General features: G+C 38.1%; 16 protein-coding genes. 6 read left to right on the top strand and 10 right to left on the bottom strand.

The window, feature by feature from the left end; all coding sequences use genetic code 11:
* Nucleotides 1-9: 9 nt before the first annotated feature.
* Nucleotides 10-1,443 carry an AAA family ATPase gene (locus tag BLR60_RS10130; RefSeq protein WP_090499363.1) on the top strand — a complete coding sequence of 478 codons (1,434 nt, stop codon included), beginning with the start codon at nucleotides 10-12 and terminating at the stop codon, nucleotides 1,441-1,443.
* Between the two features lie 44 nt (nucleotides 1,444-1,487).
* Here BLR60_RS10130 and BLR60_RS24835 read toward each other — a convergent pair whose 3' ends face one another.
* The 5 genes from BLR60_RS24835 to BLR60_RS10110 form a co-directional block, all read right to left on the bottom strand.
* Nucleotides 1,488-1,661, bottom strand: coding sequence for a hypothetical protein (locus BLR60_RS24835; RefSeq protein WP_167354717.1), 174 nt, complete (start codon nucleotides 1,659-1,661; stop codon nucleotides 1,488-1,490).
* A gap of 100 nt (nucleotides 1,662-1,761) precedes the next feature.
* Entirely contained in the window at nucleotides 1,762-2,751 is a 990-nt protein-coding gene (locus BLR60_RS10125; protein ID WP_090499361.1) for a hypothetical protein, read from the bottom strand.
* 63 nt (nucleotides 2,752-2,814) lie between these two features.
* Entirely contained in the window at nucleotides 2,815-3,306 is a 492-nt protein-coding gene (locus tag BLR60_RS10120) for a hypothetical protein (protein WP_090499359.1), read from the bottom strand.
* Nucleotides 3,307-3,318: 12 nt separating this feature from the next.
* On the bottom strand, nucleotides 3,319-3,786 hold the full coding sequence (locus tag BLR60_RS10115; RefSeq protein WP_090499357.1) for a hypothetical protein: 468 nt from the start codon (nucleotides 3,784-3,786) through the stop codon (nucleotides 3,319-3,321).
* 162 nt (nucleotides 3,787-3,948) lie between these two features.
* Nucleotides 3,949-4,278, bottom strand: a complete 330-nt coding sequence (locus tag BLR60_RS10110; protein WP_090499355.1) for a magnetosome magnetite crystal formation protein family — start codon at nucleotides 4,276-4,278, stop codon at nucleotides 3,949-3,951.
* 228 nt (nucleotides 4,279-4,506) lie between these two features.
* Here BLR60_RS10110 and BLR60_RS10105 point away from each other — a divergent pair, with 228 nt between their 5' ends.
* Nucleotides 4,507-6,351, top strand: coding sequence for a helix-turn-helix transcriptional regulator (locus tag BLR60_RS10105; protein ID WP_090499353.1), 1,845 nt, complete (start codon nucleotides 4,507-4,509; stop codon nucleotides 6,349-6,351).
* 10 nt (nucleotides 6,352-6,361) lie between these two features.
* Here BLR60_RS10105 and BLR60_RS10100 read toward each other — a convergent pair whose 3' ends face one another.
* From BLR60_RS10100 to BLR60_RS10090, 3 genes are all read right to left on the bottom strand, one after another.
* Nucleotides 6,362-6,883, bottom strand: coding sequence for a hypothetical protein (locus BLR60_RS10100; protein WP_143009059.1), 522 nt, complete (start codon nucleotides 6,881-6,883; stop codon nucleotides 6,362-6,364).
* Nucleotides 6,884-6,891: 8 nt separating this feature from the next.
* Nucleotides 6,892-7,548: a suppressor of fused domain protein gene (locus BLR60_RS10095; RefSeq protein ID WP_090499350.1), complete on the bottom strand. Its 657-nt coding sequence runs from the start codon at nucleotides 7,546-7,548 to the stop codon at nucleotides 6,892-6,894.
* Between the two features lie 94 nt (nucleotides 7,549-7,642).
* Nucleotides 7,643-7,975 (bottom strand): magnetosome magnetite crystal formation protein family, encoded by a 333-nt coding sequence (locus BLR60_RS10090; RefSeq protein WP_090499442.1) that lies wholly within the window; start codon nucleotides 7,973-7,975, stop codon nucleotides 7,643-7,645.
* A gap of 197 nt (nucleotides 7,976-8,172) precedes the next feature.
* Here BLR60_RS10090 and BLR60_RS10085 point away from each other — a divergent pair, with 197 nt between their 5' ends.
* Nucleotides 8,173-10,032: a helix-turn-helix transcriptional regulator gene (locus BLR60_RS10085; protein WP_090499348.1), complete on the top strand. Its 1,860-nt coding sequence runs from the start codon at nucleotides 8,173-8,175 to the stop codon at nucleotides 10,030-10,032.
* A gap of 649 nt (nucleotides 10,033-10,681) precedes the next feature.
* On the opposite strand, the gene BLR60_RS10080 is transcribed toward BLR60_RS10085, so the two are convergent.
* Both BLR60_RS10080 and BLR60_RS10075 read right to left on the bottom strand, forming a co-directional pair.
* Complete coding sequence (locus BLR60_RS10080) at nucleotides 10,682-11,221, bottom strand: AAA family ATPase (RefSeq protein ID WP_090499346.1); 540 nt, start codon at nucleotides 11,219-11,221, stop codon at nucleotides 10,682-10,684.
* A gap of 112 nt (nucleotides 11,222-11,333) precedes the next feature.
* On the bottom strand, nucleotides 11,334-12,353 hold the full coding sequence (locus tag BLR60_RS10075) for a tetratricopeptide repeat protein (protein ID WP_143009058.1): 1,020 nt from the start codon (nucleotides 12,351-12,353) through the stop codon (nucleotides 11,334-11,336).
* Nucleotides 12,354-12,806: 453 nt separating this feature from the next.
* On the opposite strand from BLR60_RS10075, the gene BLR60_RS10070 reads away from it, so the two are divergent.
* From BLR60_RS10070 to BLR60_RS10060, 3 genes are read left to right on the top strand one after another with little or no spacing between them, the layout of a single operon-like run.
* Complete coding sequence (locus BLR60_RS10070; protein ID WP_090499342.1) at nucleotides 12,807-13,676, top strand: universal stress protein; 870 nt, start codon at nucleotides 12,807-12,809, stop codon at nucleotides 13,674-13,676.
* A 54-nt stretch (nucleotides 13,677-13,730) separates the two neighbouring features.
* Nucleotides 13,731-14,768, top strand: coding sequence for an alcohol dehydrogenase AdhP (adhP, locus tag BLR60_RS10065; protein ID WP_090499340.1), 1,038 nt, complete (start codon nucleotides 13,731-13,733; stop codon nucleotides 14,766-14,768).
* A 28-nt stretch (nucleotides 14,769-14,796) separates the two neighbouring features.
* The gene (locus BLR60_RS10060; protein ID WP_090499338.1) at nucleotides 14,797-15,252 is read left to right on the top strand and encodes a pyridoxamine 5'-phosphate oxidase family protein; all 456 of its coding nucleotides are present in this window, start codon (nucleotides 14,797-14,799) and stop codon (nucleotides 15,250-15,252) included.
* The last annotated feature ends 89 nt before the right edge of the window (nucleotides 15,253-15,341 follow it).

Here is a 15,341-nt window from a genome sequence, read left to right as displayed (position 1 = left end):
AAAAGGACAATGGAATTGCTCATCGGAAGAATTGCTGAAAGAAAAATACTCGAAGAAGTACTCGAATCACCTTCATCAGAACTTTTAGCCATCTTTGGCAGACGAAGGGTTGGAAAAACCTTTCTAATCCGCTCGTTCTTTAAAAAACAACTTATCTTCGAACTTTCGGGCGTTCATAATGCAAATGCTACGGAGCAGCTACTTAATTTTAGCAGATCAATGGCAGAGGCTTTAGGTTCCCGATTGGCAATCGCAACACCAAAAAACTGGACGGAAGCCTTCTGGCAACTCAGGGAATTTGCAACTCCTGTACTCAAAAAAAGAAAAGCAGTAATTTTCTTTGATGAATTCCCTTGGCTAAGCTCACATAAATCAGGTTTTCTTTCTGCATTTGAATATTTCTGGAATCAATGGGCATCACAACAGCCAAATTTAATTGTTGCCATCTGTGGATCTGCTGCCACATGGATGATTAAAAAAGTTGTGAACAGTAAAGGAGGTTTACATAACCGGCTGACGCGAAAAATACGTCTTTTGCCTTTTACATTGCATGAAACGGAGCAGTACCTTAAAAAAAATAATATCCATCTTGACCGTTACCAGATCTTGAATATTTTTATGGCGATGGGCGGTGTGCCACATTATTTAAAGGAACTTAAAAAAGGTGAAAGTGCTATTCAGGCTATCGATAGGCTTTGCTTTACTAAAGACGGCCTGCTATCAACAGAATTTGCAAACCTTTACCGCTCTCTTTTCGAAGCCGCAGACAGGCACATTGCTGTAGTTAAATCGCTTGCCGACAAACCATCGGGATTGACGAGGAACGAAATTATCGCTGCTTGTAACCTAAAAAGCGGGGGAACTACGAGTATCTTACTTGAAGAATTGGTAGAGTCTGGTTTTATTACGCCATATCTGCCTCTCCATAAAAATGCCAATAAAAGCATTTATAAACTTAGTGACGAATACAGCCTTTTTTACCTCAAATTTATCGAACATTCCAGATCTACCGGCGCAGGTACCTGGCTAAAAAAATCATCTACATCTTCCTGGAAAAGTTGGAGTGGCTATGCTTTTGAAGGAATCTGTATGAAACATGTAAGTCATATTAAACAAGCACTGGGCATTTCTGGCGTGTTTACCGAAACTTCAGCCTGGCGACATGCACCAAAAACAGGAAACGGCGCGCAGATTGATCTATTGCTGGATCGACAGGATAATGTGATCAGCATATGTGAAATGAAATTCTCCAATACCGAATTTGCAATAGACAAAGCCTATGCTGCCGAATTACAATACAAACTTGATGCATTCCGCCGGGAGAGTAAAACTAAAAAAGCACTGTTTTTAGCCATGGTTACCACATATGGTGTTAAAAGCAATATGTATACTGTTGGTTTGGTACAGAATGAGGTTACCATGGATGATTTATTCGACTTGTAAGGGAAAGATATCAGAACTCCTGCCTAAAACTTTTAAGTGTATCATCACTGAACTGGATATCGAAAACGCTCACGGGTACCGTTAATACTTCTGGGGAACCAGCGCATATCATTATCCCAGATAGAAATGTAGACTGAATTAGTTGGTACAGCCCCTTCAATCTGAGCTACTTTTTCGTTATAGATTTTAATTACCTGCCATGCATCTTCAAAATGCATTCTGCTTAAAGAGAAGGTTCTGCCTTCGATATCTCTCTACAGCTCGAACCGAATAAGCTCAGCAGCACAACCAGACCATAAAGTTTTCTGAAATTTTTCATTAAAATTCTCCTTTAAGTTCGTTAAGATCGCTTTCAAAGGCAATTTTTTGTGGATTTTCGTTCAGGTAAAAAATAGAAAAATACGGCTGTCTAACACTATCCAGGTCTAGCAGATCTACAATTTTTTTGATGTTTGCCCGGTGCTTCCGGTCAAACTGATCGGTAAATTCGAGTTCAAAATCAACCATCGGTTGCTCGTTGATATACGTGCCGGTCTGGCTGACTTTGATCAGCCTGGCAGTAGTCTGCGTACCTTTAAATTTAATCAGGAATAATTGATCAGGTTTGCCGATAAACTTTTTGGCAATAAAAGCGCCGAAAGCGCGATAAAGAAGCAGCATAAAAGCACAGGTTAATAAAGGGTGGCCAATACCCATAAAACGCCAGCCCATGCCATTGCTTTCTACACTATAAGAATAAACATAATACCAAACAACAAGGCAGGCAAAAGCAAGCCAGGCCAGACTAGTGAGAAATATGGTCATTTTTTTAATGCTGACTTCTGTAGAGGCAAAAATAAAATAAGGAACTTTTTTTACTTCTTTGTCGAGCAAAATGCCAACCGTTTTGCCACCTTCGTAACGGCGTTCATAAGGTTTTGCATCATTTACCATGGCTTTTTGCATAACCATGCTACCCGATAGATTTTTAAACTGCAAGGTGAGTTCATAGGTATCGTAAGCAGCGCCTTTTTGATGTATTCTTGTCGATTCAAATATTTTGGCTTCTCGTGGTTCGCCAGTGGTTTTAAGTTTTTCTATATTATGTTTAATCGAAAAATTACGGATGACCCATTTCTGAAAATAACCGATTAATAATATGGCCCAAAATAGCATGGATATTACAAGTATAGAAAGCGAATACCATGGATTGTCGCTCACCAGGTTAGGTATGCTGTCGTCTTTGGTGTTGTAATAGATGAACATGGGGAACGGAATAGCGAAAAACAGCATGTAAATTATCCAGAATATCGAAAGTCCTTTGTTCATGTTTTTAGGCTGGTCAGGTTAATGTTTTGTCGTATTGTTAAGATGTTTGAGGTTCTGGGTTGATCATCTGCTTGTATAGATGATTTTTTCAATTTCCGCTAAAACTTCTGTTTCAAATGTTGCTTGCCTGTTCTGGCTTTTGCGACTGCTACTAAAGGCCTGGCTGATGGCAAAGCTTTTGCCGAATTTATTCTTTTTATGCGATAAGGCATAGTGTAATAGTCCATCTTCCTGTACATGGAGGATATATACATCCTCAAAAGCCATAATTTTGCGGGTAAATAACCCAGGGATCTTTTTATATACCTGACCTGTGTACTGGTCAAAAATATAGGTGACGTTAAAATGGAATATAAAATCGTAAAGTGCTGTTAGCACCGATACAAACCCAATGGCCATTACACTCCAGTACGTATCCCGATAGAGGTGAAGCATAGGCGTTACCACAAATATTCCTGCCGCGAGGACTACAAAAAATAAAATTTTGCTTTTATAATCCCGTTCAGGCTGAAAACTGAGTTTTCCATTTTCTATTTCTACATTATATGCTGGCATATCTGTTTGTTTCTAATCTTGTGGCAAGCCCATGATCATACTGATTTCTTCACTAAGTCTTTGAAGGGGTTTTGTGGAAAATAAGGTTTGTGCCAATAAAATATGCCTGGTTTTATTATCTTTTCTCATGACCATTACCGCCTGAACCATAACGGTGACGAAATAGCTTTTTTGTTTTGCGATAAGAAAATGGTCAAAATCATCAAAGCTATAGTATGCCGGAGCACTGAAGAAAAAGCGCTTACGCTGTATCTCACGGTTTTGACTGTTGAAAGTGAGAGCACCTGTGGTACGCAGAATGCACATCAGGCCTATAAAAGCAAATAAAGCCACATAAAAAAATGTCGCCTTGCTGGTGCTATACATCAATATGGCTATTATGGCTGCAACACAACCAACAGCTAGGGTATATAATAGTCCCTTTTGTACTTTTAGGTTATAAGTATCTCCTTCTTGTTCAAAATATTTAAATGTTTGCATTTTTTATGATATCTACATTATGAAATGTGCTTCATCACGATCACATTTGCTTTTAGTTATAACTTGAAGTTTAATCTTTGGCTACCCTCAAAAACATGCGGTGATGGCATTTGCCATCACCATTTGCATGACATTTTAAATTTTGAGGCGCATAACTTCATCTTAGTATTTGCCAACAAATGAAGACTTGTCTTCAAACCATTTACCAATAAATGGAACAGGCTTTAATGCACCATTGGCCGCATTGATGATTCCAATGATCCAAAGAATAATAAATGCATAACCCACAAATCCTAAAAAGGATAAACTGGGTACTATGCCAGCAATGATAGTAAAGGCTATGTTGAAAATAATACTTACAATAGCAAGGCCTAAGGATTGTCTTAAGTGATATTTAAGCAAAGTATCAGCTTTATCTTTTCCGACAAAGTAAGCGACTAACCAACCAATAAGGGTGATGTAAGAAACGATTGAAAGGGTTTTGTTGTCCATGATTTCTGTTTTTTAGGTTGAAAATTATTTAGGTCAAATTTGGGATAAACCATCATCATCTAAAAGAATCTGACGCCTACAGAGCATCTACAACGTTTCTGCAAAACGTCTACAATACATCTACAATTTTGTTTAAATAGCTGTATTTCAATTATTTGTGTGGTTTTCTGTTTTTCGGATTTTGTCTACAATTATCATCCAGATCAATCTTTATGTTAATTTTACCCTATGAAACATCAACATGTTAAAAAGATATTTCTATTAATTAGCATTTGCACCAATTGTTTTATAACAAGTGCGCAAACTTTATTGGATAGTACTGTACTTAATCAGTTGAGCGATAAAGATAAACCGGCATTACTAACGCAACTTGCCGAGCGAAATAGAATTAATGGCGATTATAAAACAGCGATACGAAAGGCTCAACAAAGCGCAGCTTTAGCTTTAAAATTTAAAAACCTAACAGAAGTTACGAAGTCCTATACCATACAGGCGAGCATATACGCCACAACCAAAGCTTTTGTGCTATCAAAAAAAGCTAGTGATAGTGCATTGTTTGTAGCGCAGCAATCTCGGCAGTCCATCGCAATGGCCTACGCTTATTATGCACAGGCTTTGTTCTATAATGCGATTGATAATTCGGAGCAGATTACCAAATATTGTGGACTTGCGCTGAAGTTGTTGGAAAAAACAGCCGACCCTTACCTAAGCGCCAAAATATATTACTTGCTTTACATGGTTAATACCCATTGGGATGACGTTAAAAATGTAAATAAATATGCGAGGGCCGCTACCGAAAATGCACTAAAAACTACCGATTATAATCTGTTGGGCAATTGTTATACTGCTTTATCTGTTGCTGCAGATTATAATTACGCCAGCACTAAAAATGAAGTGTTTCGAGACAGTATTATTTACTATTTAAATAAAGCTCAAAACCTTTATCAGCAGTATCCTAAATACGTTGCCCGCAAAACTTATGGTATTGCCTGTATCAATAGTGCAGATTATTACCTGCGTTATTTTTCTGATACCGATCAGGTTGCAAAAGCCAATGCCGTTCGTTATGCTGGCTTGGCCAATGAAGTTATGAAAGGTGCCATTAACGGTGAAGAAATCAGGGCAAGCAGTTTGGGGATTTTAAGTGAGTATGCGAAGAGAAATAAAAATTTTGTGATGGCTGAAGCCTATCTGCAAGAAGCCTATAGCATTTTAAAAACTCAAAAAGTACCTTCCTATTACACTTTAATCAATATTGTAACCGCTCTGTCTAAGTTTTATGAACAACAGGGAAACTATGAAAAGGCCTTGGGATTTCAGAAACGGGTAACCGAATACAATAGCAAATATTTTGATGAAAAACGGACTTTAAATGCTCAAAAATTAGAGGTACAGTACGAGGCCGAAAAAAGAAACAATGAGGTAAAGCTATTAAAGCAGCGCGAACAATATGCGCGACAACAAAAGTATCTCTACATCGGTATTGCTATTGCCTCCATTTTAGGCCTTATATTTATGTTCCGTTCATACCACTTCAGGTTAAGGTACTCTTTGCAGCGCGAAAGGCAATTGCATTTAGAAAAACAGGATGCCGAACTGCAGATGAAATTCGAAAAAGAAGAGCAGGCCAGATTAAAAGCGGAGCAGCTTTTGCTGGAAAGTCAGCAGCAGCAATTGCAGAAAGAGGTAATGGCGAGTCAGTTACAGCTGGAGCATAAAAAGGAAGTGCTGTTTCAGCTTAAGGAAAAACTGAGTGATAACCAAAAGCTCAACATCAATAAAATCTGGAATGAAGAATTGCTGTTGGATAATGATTTCGAAGAAGCCAAATTCCAGATTCAGCAAGTTCATCCGGAGTTTTTTTCTTTGTTAAATCAAAAAGCACAGCAGAGGCTTACCCCTCTTGATTTGAAACTCTGTGCCTACCTTCATTTAAAAATGGATACCAAAAAAATTGCACAGTTGATGCATATTGAAGCCAAAAGTGTACGCATGAGCCGTTACCGGATAAAGCAAAAATTGGGTTTGGGTAAGGATGAAGACCTGAAACTGTTTTTACAGGATATGGGATAGTATGTTCACCTTAATTCAGGTGGTTAACGGAGTTAAACTGTTTTTGTATTTCGGCGAATTTGTTTTCCTTTTTACTAATGAGCTGACGCATTTCCTGTTTTTTATTCAGTAATTGATGCTGTTTTGCCATCGCGCTATCGCGCACCTTTACGGTATTTGTTTTATCCTGGCTTAGCTGCTGAAGGACGATTTCCTGTCTGTCTGAAATTTCCACCTGTTTAACTGCATCATAATAGCTAATTGCAGCTTTCTTTAAAGCATTTCCATATTTAATATCGTTTATTTCCACCGAGTTTATCTCATTAATTACCGCATTAAAAGCCTGTTCCTTATCATCAATCGCCTGCAGGGCGCACTTAAAATTGCCATCGATTAGGCATTGGAGTTTCTTTTCATTAGGCCCGTTTTTACCCACCATTATATTAAATACAGTCCTTTCTGCACGTACAAGGACTGTATTTAAATGAATTGCCTTTTTTGACTGGCAAGAGGTTAAACCAAAAATGAGTAGTATAAAAAGAATATTTCGCATAGCTTTTTTTATTTCCTGTTCAGGTCGGTAATCAATAAAGGGTTATTCTTTTTTAGGTTTTCAATCAGTTCTTCAACAGCTCCAACGGAGGGATTTTTTTTCAGTTCTTCTACTTCGGTATCGGTAATGCCCACCAACTGAAGAAAACTAACTTCGCCATGAGGGGTTTTAATTTTTCCCAATTCCGGATCCAATGCAAATACAAAACCTGTGATCTGCGTATCGGTATTCAGTCTTATTGGTCCATTAGCCGGAATGAAGTGATTTTCCTCGAACCATTTACCACTCGAAAATACATATCTCGCTAAATTATTCATGATCTGAATAGCCCAGATAGGATCTTTTTCATCATCTTGAAATGGTGCTAACCTAAAGGTAAATTCAAAACCCCACTTGCTAAATTCTCCGCCGGCTTTTTCATCATCGTAATAAAGCTCGCTCATGCCATAGCTTACAATATGCCGATGAAAGCTTTGGTGGTTACTATCATAAATACTGGCACCATCTATTGGGTCTGTTCCGCCAGCTACATAATGGATTCCGCACAATGGTGGATAATGCCGGGCTTCGGTAGTACCATAAATTTTTTCCAGTTGATCATCTATCGCCTGCCATCCGGGGCTATCATCTGGTTTAAAATGTTGTTTATATTGCTCAGTAGTCATAATCAGGTTAATTAAGTTTAAAATGCTTTCAAAGATTCTGCCATTTTACAATGTGAGCTATTACATTTTTCACATCTGTAAAACCATAACAAACTCAATTAGAGAAATTGAATTTTCTTTCAAATAGCCGTCCGATTAAAGGAACTGGTTTTTCTAAACCATTATTGGCTGTTACCATACCCAGTAGCATCAATATAAATGGAATTAATAAAATGAGATAAAATACAAAGCCTAATGAAGGGATCATGGTCAGGATAATACTGCTTAAGATACTTAAAAGAATAGCGGTAATGATAATGCCGAGTGATTGCCCCAAATGGTAATTGGCCAATGCACTTTTTTCTTTCGATTTTTTAAATTCGAGATAAGAAATAATCCATCCGATGAGCGTGATGTAGGCAACTACTGCGATTGTTTTCTGTTTCATAAGTTTAAAATTTAATAAATTGAACAATACAAAGTTACCTGTACCTGTATGTTCCGCCAAGAAATGAGAACCTACACTACGACTACCAATTTATCAAATTCCGTCTACAAGGAGACTACAAAAGCCTTTAAGATGGCTTATTTTCGATTAATTGTTGTAATTCTGCCCTTGTAAATGTTTCTTTTCTATTTTTGATTATGCCGCTACCACTGAAAAAATTACCCATTTTACTTTGTCTTTTACTTTTTTTTAAAAGTGCCGAAGCACAAAAGATCTATATCGATTCGTTAAATCATTTGCTGGCCCAGAATAGCATTTCAAAGGAAGAAAAAGCAAATATATACTGCAGACTAGCGAAGGCTAATTTTGAACAAAATCTTCCGCTTTCCTTTCAACAGGCTAACAAAGCACTGAAAATTGCTGAAGGGTTAAAAGATGGGAAAAGTAAAGCCATGGCCTATGCTACACTGGTACATTTATACGTATGGAAAAAAGACCTTAAAAGCGCTTATTCAAGTTTAGATAGTGCACAACATTATGCTCAAAAAACAAAAGACCGTATTGCACTGGGCTTCGTTTGGTTTAGAAGTGGTTGGTTAGACCTGGTAAATGACGAGAATGATAAGTCGGTGCCCAAACTGCTTAAAGCCCTCGATTTTTTTAAAGATCAGCATGCTGATGATTACGAAAGTACCATATATCACTATCTGGCCAGTTTTTATGGCTATGGCAATGATCCATCAAAACAACAGAAATATGCCAGATTATGTTACTTAAGTGCTTTGCAAAGTAAACAGGTTGATCTGTTAAATAATGCTTATTTTACCATCGGACAAAGTTATTTCGACCGTTTTAAAGTAGATACATTAAAACGTAATTTGCTCGACTCGGCTTTATTAATGTATAAAAAGTCACTTCTGCTCTCGAAAGAGCAGGCGGGGCGTATGCTCACCTATAGCAATACGGCAGCAGCATCTTTAAATACCGCTAACATCTATTTTCAGTATTTTCCGGCATCATATCGCGATAGTGCTGAAAAATATGTCGATATCGCCATGGGAATTGCAGTTAAAACAAATTTACTGGAGGTTTTGCTTAACTGCTATGGATTAAAGAGCGAATATGCATTGCGCGACGGTAATTACGACGAAGCAGAAAAAATACTTCTCACGGGACTGGATAAAATTTCCGGTGTGGTGGTAAAAATGCCACTAACGCAGGCCAGAATATATCAGGGACTTGCTAATATTGCTGAAAAAAAGGGTAATCAGCAGGCAGCCTTAAATTATTTAAAGCAGTATTTCAATTATTATAAAAAAGCTTTTGATGAAGAAAAAATAAACAGCACCGTTAGGATAGAAGCGCAGTATCAATCTCAAAAAAAAGAGCAGGAGATTGCCTATTTGCAGCAGCAAACCAAGTATACCAAAAAATTGAATGTTTTTTATATTATTTCGGGATTAACAGGCATTGCCTCATTGCTTTTATTGCTGATGTCTTATAATTATAAGCTCAAAGCATCGATCAGGAAGCAGGAGCTGATTGATCAGGAAAAAAAAGCGGTAGAATTGAGAGCGCAGCTGAAAGAGGCAGAAGCTATGCAGCTTCAAACCGAGCAGGTTTTGCTTAAAGAGCGTCAGGAGCGGTTAGAGAAGGAAGTATTGGCGGGTAATTTACAGATTGAGGAAAAGAATGAACTGCTGGAGCTGATCACTGAAAAGGTAAATCCTGAAAGCCACCTTTCGCTTGATGAGCAGATTAAACGGATTGTGAATCACCAGAAAAAGATGGATAAAGTGTTTGAGGAACATAAGGTAGATTTTTTTGATACCAATCCTGCTTTTTTTGAACGCCTGCAGGAAAAAGCAAACCAGACACTTACCCGGCTCGATTTAAAATATTGTTCTTATATGTTGATGGGGTTGAGCAATAAAGAGGTTTCTGTTCGTTTAGGTATCGAGCCCAAAAGTGTTCGCATGAGCCGTTACCGCATTAAACAAAAGTTAGGTCTGGGTAAAGAAGAAGATTTGAATCTATTTTTACAGCAATTGGGATAATATGGTTATATTCCATAAATAATATTCAATTTTTTTGTTGTAAAACGTCGCATGCCTGAAATATTTATCGGTAGTCTCTTTAACCTGTTTAAAAAAGACTACACTTTTACTGGCTTGCAGCAAGACAGTAATTATTTTTATTAAGTCAAACTATAGAATTTATAGTCTGACTCTTTTAATAATTATTATCCTAAACAAACTTAAAATTTATCAGGCTAAGATTTTGTAAATGATTACTCTATGTTTCTAAACTGCGGTGCAGATGACGAAATTCTTACGTTTTTATGCTCTTCGGGAGAGGAGAACTTATAAAACAAAAGCCAATAAGTGACGGCCATAATCAACATACCTAAGAGCGCACTGATTACATCATTCCTTTTCATACCGCCATTGTAACAAAAATAATGCCGAGCAACAGAAGCTCATGAAATAAATCATTTTTTTTGATCGTGCTTAAATGGAACTTTTTATTTCAAAAAAATGGATGAAAAGTACTCAGTATCAGTTTCAGGCAGTATTGTGCTTCAAATTGTTTGGTAATATGCTGATGCAGAATCGGTGGATGTAGCTTCAGTTGGATAAACCTTCTTTTCTAACTACAAAATTTTGAAAGCTCCCAATTACTTCAGGTACCAAAAAATTGGAAAGCTTAGTTACGATCAATAGCTTCGATAACACACTTTAACCGCTCCGCTACTGTAATATCTCCTTCAATTTTTATAACGGGACAGTTTACGCCTGCCAGCCAGGTTTCATGAATGCCAATATTTCGACCTGCAAAAGAGCGGTCATCATATTTTGATGCCCAATCTATAAACTCCAGAAACAATTTGTTCCGCTGTGGATTATCATAAATATCGTTTCCGTAACGTTCTACTTCTCTTTTCACCAAACGCTCCAACCTGATTTCTTTGGGCAGATAAAGGAAAACGGCAAGGCTGAACATCTGTTTCCATTCCTCGCCCCAGCTTACCAGCGAGCCGCTAACAATGTAGCTTTCTGTTTCGTTTAATTCATCCTTAAGCATTTGGTTACGTAATAGAGGATCTCTTTTTATGGTATAGGGAATAGTCGATTTCTCCCAGAAAAAGTGGTCAGTATCAAAGAAGGGGATATTTAGCGCTGCAGATAAAGCTTCTCCCAAAGTGGTAGCACCTGCACAGGATGCACCTAGGATATGGATTTTCATCGCATAAAGATATTGCAAATTGTTTTATCTGTTGTTAAACCTGTAAATGTTGTGAGAACTAATCGATTTTAAGTGCATTTACCTCAGGTGCGGGTATGTAAAAAATGCTTTTTTATTTACAATACTTCAATAGTAGTTCATTGGCTGTATTCTTTCCCATCTGTTGCAGCTTGGTCCAATCTTCACATGCACCTTTAATGTTGCCGAGTTTCTGTTTACATATGCCCCGGCGATAAAGGCTTTCTTCATCATCTGGTTTTACTTCCAATGCTTTGTCGTAATGATAAAGGGCCAGTTCATAATCCTCTTGATAATAGGCATCATTTGCTTTTTTCGAACTGAAATAGGAGGGTAAGGCAACGGCAGAGCTTAGGTACTGTAGTTTTAAGTTCGTCAACACTTTTACGTTCCGCCCATTGTGCTGCGCAGGTAACCACATGTTTCGTGCAGAATTAAAAGCTTTGATGTATTCTGCATCGAATTTAGCACTTATTCCCTGCAGTATTCTCAAACTGTCAGGCCTTCCTTTTTCATTGATGATAAAGGTTGATATCAATTCGACATCCTTAGGCTCTAATTTCTTTTTACCAACTTCTGTATAGATATACTGTTGAAAAGACGGACCTTGAAACTCAGCATAAATTTTTTGTCCTGATTTATAAATGGTATCACTGCCTGTAATCTTAAAGATATCATCAGGTGTTAAAGGCATCTGCTTTTGGATAAACTTCTCATTAAAAAGGGTATATTTAATGGATTTTGGATCATCGAGTGCGCCTGTTTGCGAACCGCTTATCAGTACAAGTTTATCCTCACTGTTTCCCATAATCCTCAGCGTATTAATCGGCGATCCTGCTTCAGTTCTAATAATGAGCCTATTACCATTCAGCGTAAAAAAGTATCCCATTTCCCGATTTTCATAAGTGCCCGAAATTCCAATCTGGCCATCAGGTGAAAACGTATATTTTACATACTTATATTTTAAGATATTATCGTCGGGTAGGTCTTCGCCACTCAGATAATTTACCTTGGTTGCCACATAAGAACCCACAATCTTGGTTTGTGCGTAGATCGTTACAGATAGCGTAAGAAATAGAAGTGTTAGGAAAAAGGTGTTCGTTGTTGTTTTCATCAGAGCGTATAATAATGCTAAATATAGTGTATCACTTTTTAAATGGATATAAAAAACAACAAATTTTGATTTTTCTTGCAAAGAATCGGGGGCGACTGTCCGTTATATGGAATTGTAATACAGTCGGGTGAGGTTTTTTTATGCTTTAATTGATAGATTATAAACTTGTCATAGCAAAACTCAGCCTGTACAGGTGGGCAAGATCAAATGGTAGATTTAGATGCAAAAGATCCTCCGGCTATATTCCGGTTGAAAACCTGAAGCCCTTTTGTTTCAAGCAAAGGAAATGTAATCCAACCGTATTTTCTTTATAATTTTTTTTTATCAAAAGCTGGTTGTAGGGGAATACTGTTCCTTTTAGCATTTGCTTGAAAATCATTTAAATAGCTGATGCTGATCATATTTTCATCATGGTTTTTTTACAAACTTTATGCTTAATAAACAGTGCGCAATATGAAAAAAATCCTGGTGCCTGTTGATTTCTCTCCAACAGCAGAGAACGCAGCAAATTATGCAACTGATTTAGCCTATAATATCGGGGCAAGGTTAGAACTATTCCATGTTTTTCAGCTTCCTGTAGTATCTCCCGTAGCAGCGTCACTGGTATGGCCTTCCGAAGAATATAAGCAGATGGAAGACGATGCTAAAAAAGCATTGGAGAAACTGCTTCATGAGGTCGAAAAGAAATATGAAGCCACTGATCATGATTATAGCCTTAAACCAGAGCTGTATGTTAAATTCGTTCGTGGAGAAGTAGATGATGAGGTGTATAAATACTTTACTGAATGTAAAATGAACCTTGTTATAATGGGATTGAACAGTGCAAGTAAGTTTTCCAAAATTTTGGTCGGTAGTAATGCCAGAAAAATGATTGAGCGTAGCATACCACTTTTGCTCATTCCTGAAGGCTATCCGTTTAAAAAGCCAAAAAAGATTGCTTTCGCTACCGATTTTAGCCATACAGACATCCCTGTTTTATGTGCGCTTGCCGAATTTGCAAAACCTTTTAATGCTGATATACTCATTATGCATACCAGTCATCCGGCATCAATAGGTTACAAACAAAAAGCCGAAGAATTTTTAAATCGGGTGTCCGATAGGGTCAACTATAAAAATATCTACCACAGGCATGTAAATAGTGAGCAGGTTAAAGATGGACTGGATTGGATCGTAGAAAATGGTCAGATCGACATGCTGGTGATGGTACACCGGAAACAAGGATTTTTTTATCGCCTGTTTAATGGTAGCTATACGCTGACCATGTCTGATCATATTCAGATCCCCCTTCTGGTTTTACCGCCTGAACACCGCATCCCGATGTAAAGCCAGGCTTCTATTTCATAAAAATTATTGTACAATCTATTTCAAATAAAAAACATGTATCCTAAAACAATGAAAGCCGCTGTTGTCCATCAATATGGAGGACCTCTGGCCATAGAAGAACTTAAGGTAAGACCGCTCAATCAATATGAGATTCTGGTAAAAGTAATTTCATGTGGGATATGCCACACCGACCTGCACGCCTGTAACGGAGATTGGCCGGTAAAATCAAAAATGCCATTGGTGCCTGGTCACGAAGCCATCGGCTTGGTAGCCGCAATGGGGCATGATGTTAAAAGTGTTAAAGAAGGCGATGTAGTTGGCGTTCCATGGTTGTACAGTGCCTGTGGTTGTTGCGAATTTTGCTTAACAGGCTGGGAAACATTATGCTATGAGCAGCAAAATGGCGGTTATAGTGTTGATGGCGGTTTTGCAGAATATGTAATTGCGGATTCGAGGTATGTTGCACACTTCCCTTCGTACGTCAATTTTGCAGAAATGGCACCGATTATTTGTGCCGGAGTTACTGTTTACAAAGGCTTAAAAGAAACCGAAGTGAAAGCAGGCGAATGGGTTGCCATATCGGGTATTGGCGGATTAGGCCATTTAGGGGTTCAATATTCAAAAGCCATGGGTTTACAGGTTGCTGCGATTGATGTTTCGAACGATAAGTTGGAAATGGCCAGAAAACTGGGCGCCGACATTGTAGTTAATGCGCTTGAACAGGATCCGGGGGAATTTCTTAAAAAACAAACGGGGGGAATGCATGGCGTATTGGTCACTGCAGTATCGCCTGTTGCTTTCAGTCAGGGGCTTTCCGCATTGCGAAGAAAAGGTACTTTGTCACTAAATGGATTACCTCCAGGCAGTTTCGACCTTCCTATATTTGATACCGTTTTAAACAGAATTACGATCAGGGGATCTATTGTTGGTACGAGAAAAGATATGCAGGAGGCTATCGAATTCGCTGTAGATGGCAAGGTGAGGGCGCAGATTAAATCGGCAAAACTGGAAGACATCAACGCAGTATTTGACCAGATGAAAATGGGAGAGATTGAGGGAAGGGTTGTTTTAGATATTTCTGACACACGGTAACATAAATATTCGATATTAATTTTTTAAAATGTTAGGAAAATTAGAAGAAGAGGATGTTGAAAAGCTCCTTAAAGAACAGTATATCGGTCGTTTAGGCTGCCACGACGAGGGTATGAGTTATATTGTGCCTATTAATTATGTGTATAACAACGACATAGTTTATGCCCATTCCGCTCCCGGAAAAAAAATCAGGATGATGAGAAGCAACCCGAAGGTCTGCTTCCAGGCCGACCAGATCCGTGATACTTTTAACTGGAAAAGCGTGGTGTGCTGGGGCAAATTTGAAGAAATTACCGATATTTCAGAAAAACAAAATGTTTTGCAGGGAATTATTCACCGCATGATGCCTTTAACCAATACGCCATCCGAGCAGCCGTCGCATGGCACAGGCAAAACAGATGCACATGATGATGAAATCATCGTGTTTAAAATTGTACTGAACCTAAAAACGGGCAGATTTGAAGTGAATGACAGGAGTAATTAACAAGTTGACGGAATATGAACCGTATTCGGATTTAGCACAGCATGTTTTAAACGAAAAAAGCCTGAAATCTCTCGATTTCAGGCTTTTTT

Origin of the sequence: Pedobacter terrae (assembly GCF_900100705.1) — a bacterium.
GTDB classification, from domain to species: domain Bacteria; phylum Bacteroidota; class Bacteroidia; order Sphingobacteriales; family Sphingobacteriaceae; genus Pedobacter; species Pedobacter terrae.
Note: the sequence above shows the minus strand (reverse complement) of the source record. Positions and strands in the feature narration are given on the sequence as shown.

What these genes read in the sequence shown, in the direction of transcription:
- BLR60_RS10130 (WP_090499363.1), top strand. Translation starts at nt 10, where the DNA reads ATGGAATTGCTCATCGGAAGAATTGCTGAAAGAAAAATACTCGAAGAA.
- BLR60_RS24835 (WP_167354717.1), bottom strand. Translation starts at nt 1,661, where the DNA reads ATGCATTTTGAAGATGCATGGCAGGTAATTAAAATCTATAACGAAAAA.
- BLR60_RS10125 (WP_090499361.1), bottom strand. Translation starts at nt 2,751, where the DNA reads ATGAACAAAGGACTTTCGATATTCTGGATAATTTACATGCTGTTTTTC.
- BLR60_RS10120 (WP_090499359.1), bottom strand. Translation starts at nt 3,306, where the DNA reads ATGCCAGCATATAATGTAGAAATAGAAAATGGAAAACTCAGTTTTCAG.
- BLR60_RS10115 (WP_090499357.1), bottom strand. Translation starts at nt 3,786, where the DNA reads ATGCAAACATTTAAATATTTTGAACAAGAAGGAGATACTTATAACCTA.
- BLR60_RS10110 (WP_090499355.1), bottom strand. Translation starts at nt 4,278, where the DNA reads ATGGACAACAAAACCCTTTCAATCGTTTCTTACATCACCCTTATTGGT.
- BLR60_RS10105 (WP_090499353.1), top strand. Translation starts at nt 4,507, where the DNA reads ATGAAACATCAACATGTTAAAAAGATATTTCTATTAATTAGCATTTGC.
- BLR60_RS10100 (WP_143009059.1), bottom strand. Translation starts at nt 6,883, where the DNA reads ATGCGAAATATTCTTTTTATACTACTCATTTTTGGTTTAACCTCTTGC.
- BLR60_RS10095 (WP_090499350.1), bottom strand. Translation starts at nt 7,548, where the DNA reads ATGACTACTGAGCAATATAAACAACATTTTAAACCAGATGATAGCCCC.
- BLR60_RS10090 (WP_090499442.1), bottom strand. Translation starts at nt 7,975, where the DNA reads ATGAAACAGAAAACAATCGCAGTAGTTGCCTACATCACGCTCATCGGA.
- BLR60_RS10085 (WP_090499348.1), top strand. Translation starts at nt 8,173, where the DNA reads ATGCCGCTACCACTGAAAAAATTACCCATTTTACTTTGTCTTTTACTT.
- BLR60_RS10080 (WP_090499346.1), bottom strand. Translation starts at nt 11,221, where the DNA reads ATGAAAATCCATATCCTAGGTGCATCCTGTGCAGGTGCTACCACTTTG.
- BLR60_RS10075 (WP_143009058.1), bottom strand. Translation starts at nt 12,353, where the DNA reads ATGAAAACAACAACGAACACCTTTTTCCTAACACTTCTATTTCTTACG.
- BLR60_RS10070 (WP_090499342.1), top strand. Translation starts at nt 12,807, where the DNA reads ATGAAAAAAATCCTGGTGCCTGTTGATTTCTCTCCAACAGCAGAGAAC.
- adhP (WP_090499340.1), top strand. Translation starts at nt 13,731, where the DNA reads ATGTATCCTAAAACAATGAAAGCCGCTGTTGTCCATCAATATGGAGGA.
- BLR60_RS10060 (WP_090499338.1), top strand. Translation starts at nt 14,797, where the DNA reads ATGTTAGGAAAATTAGAAGAAGAGGATGTTGAAAAGCTCCTTAAAGAA.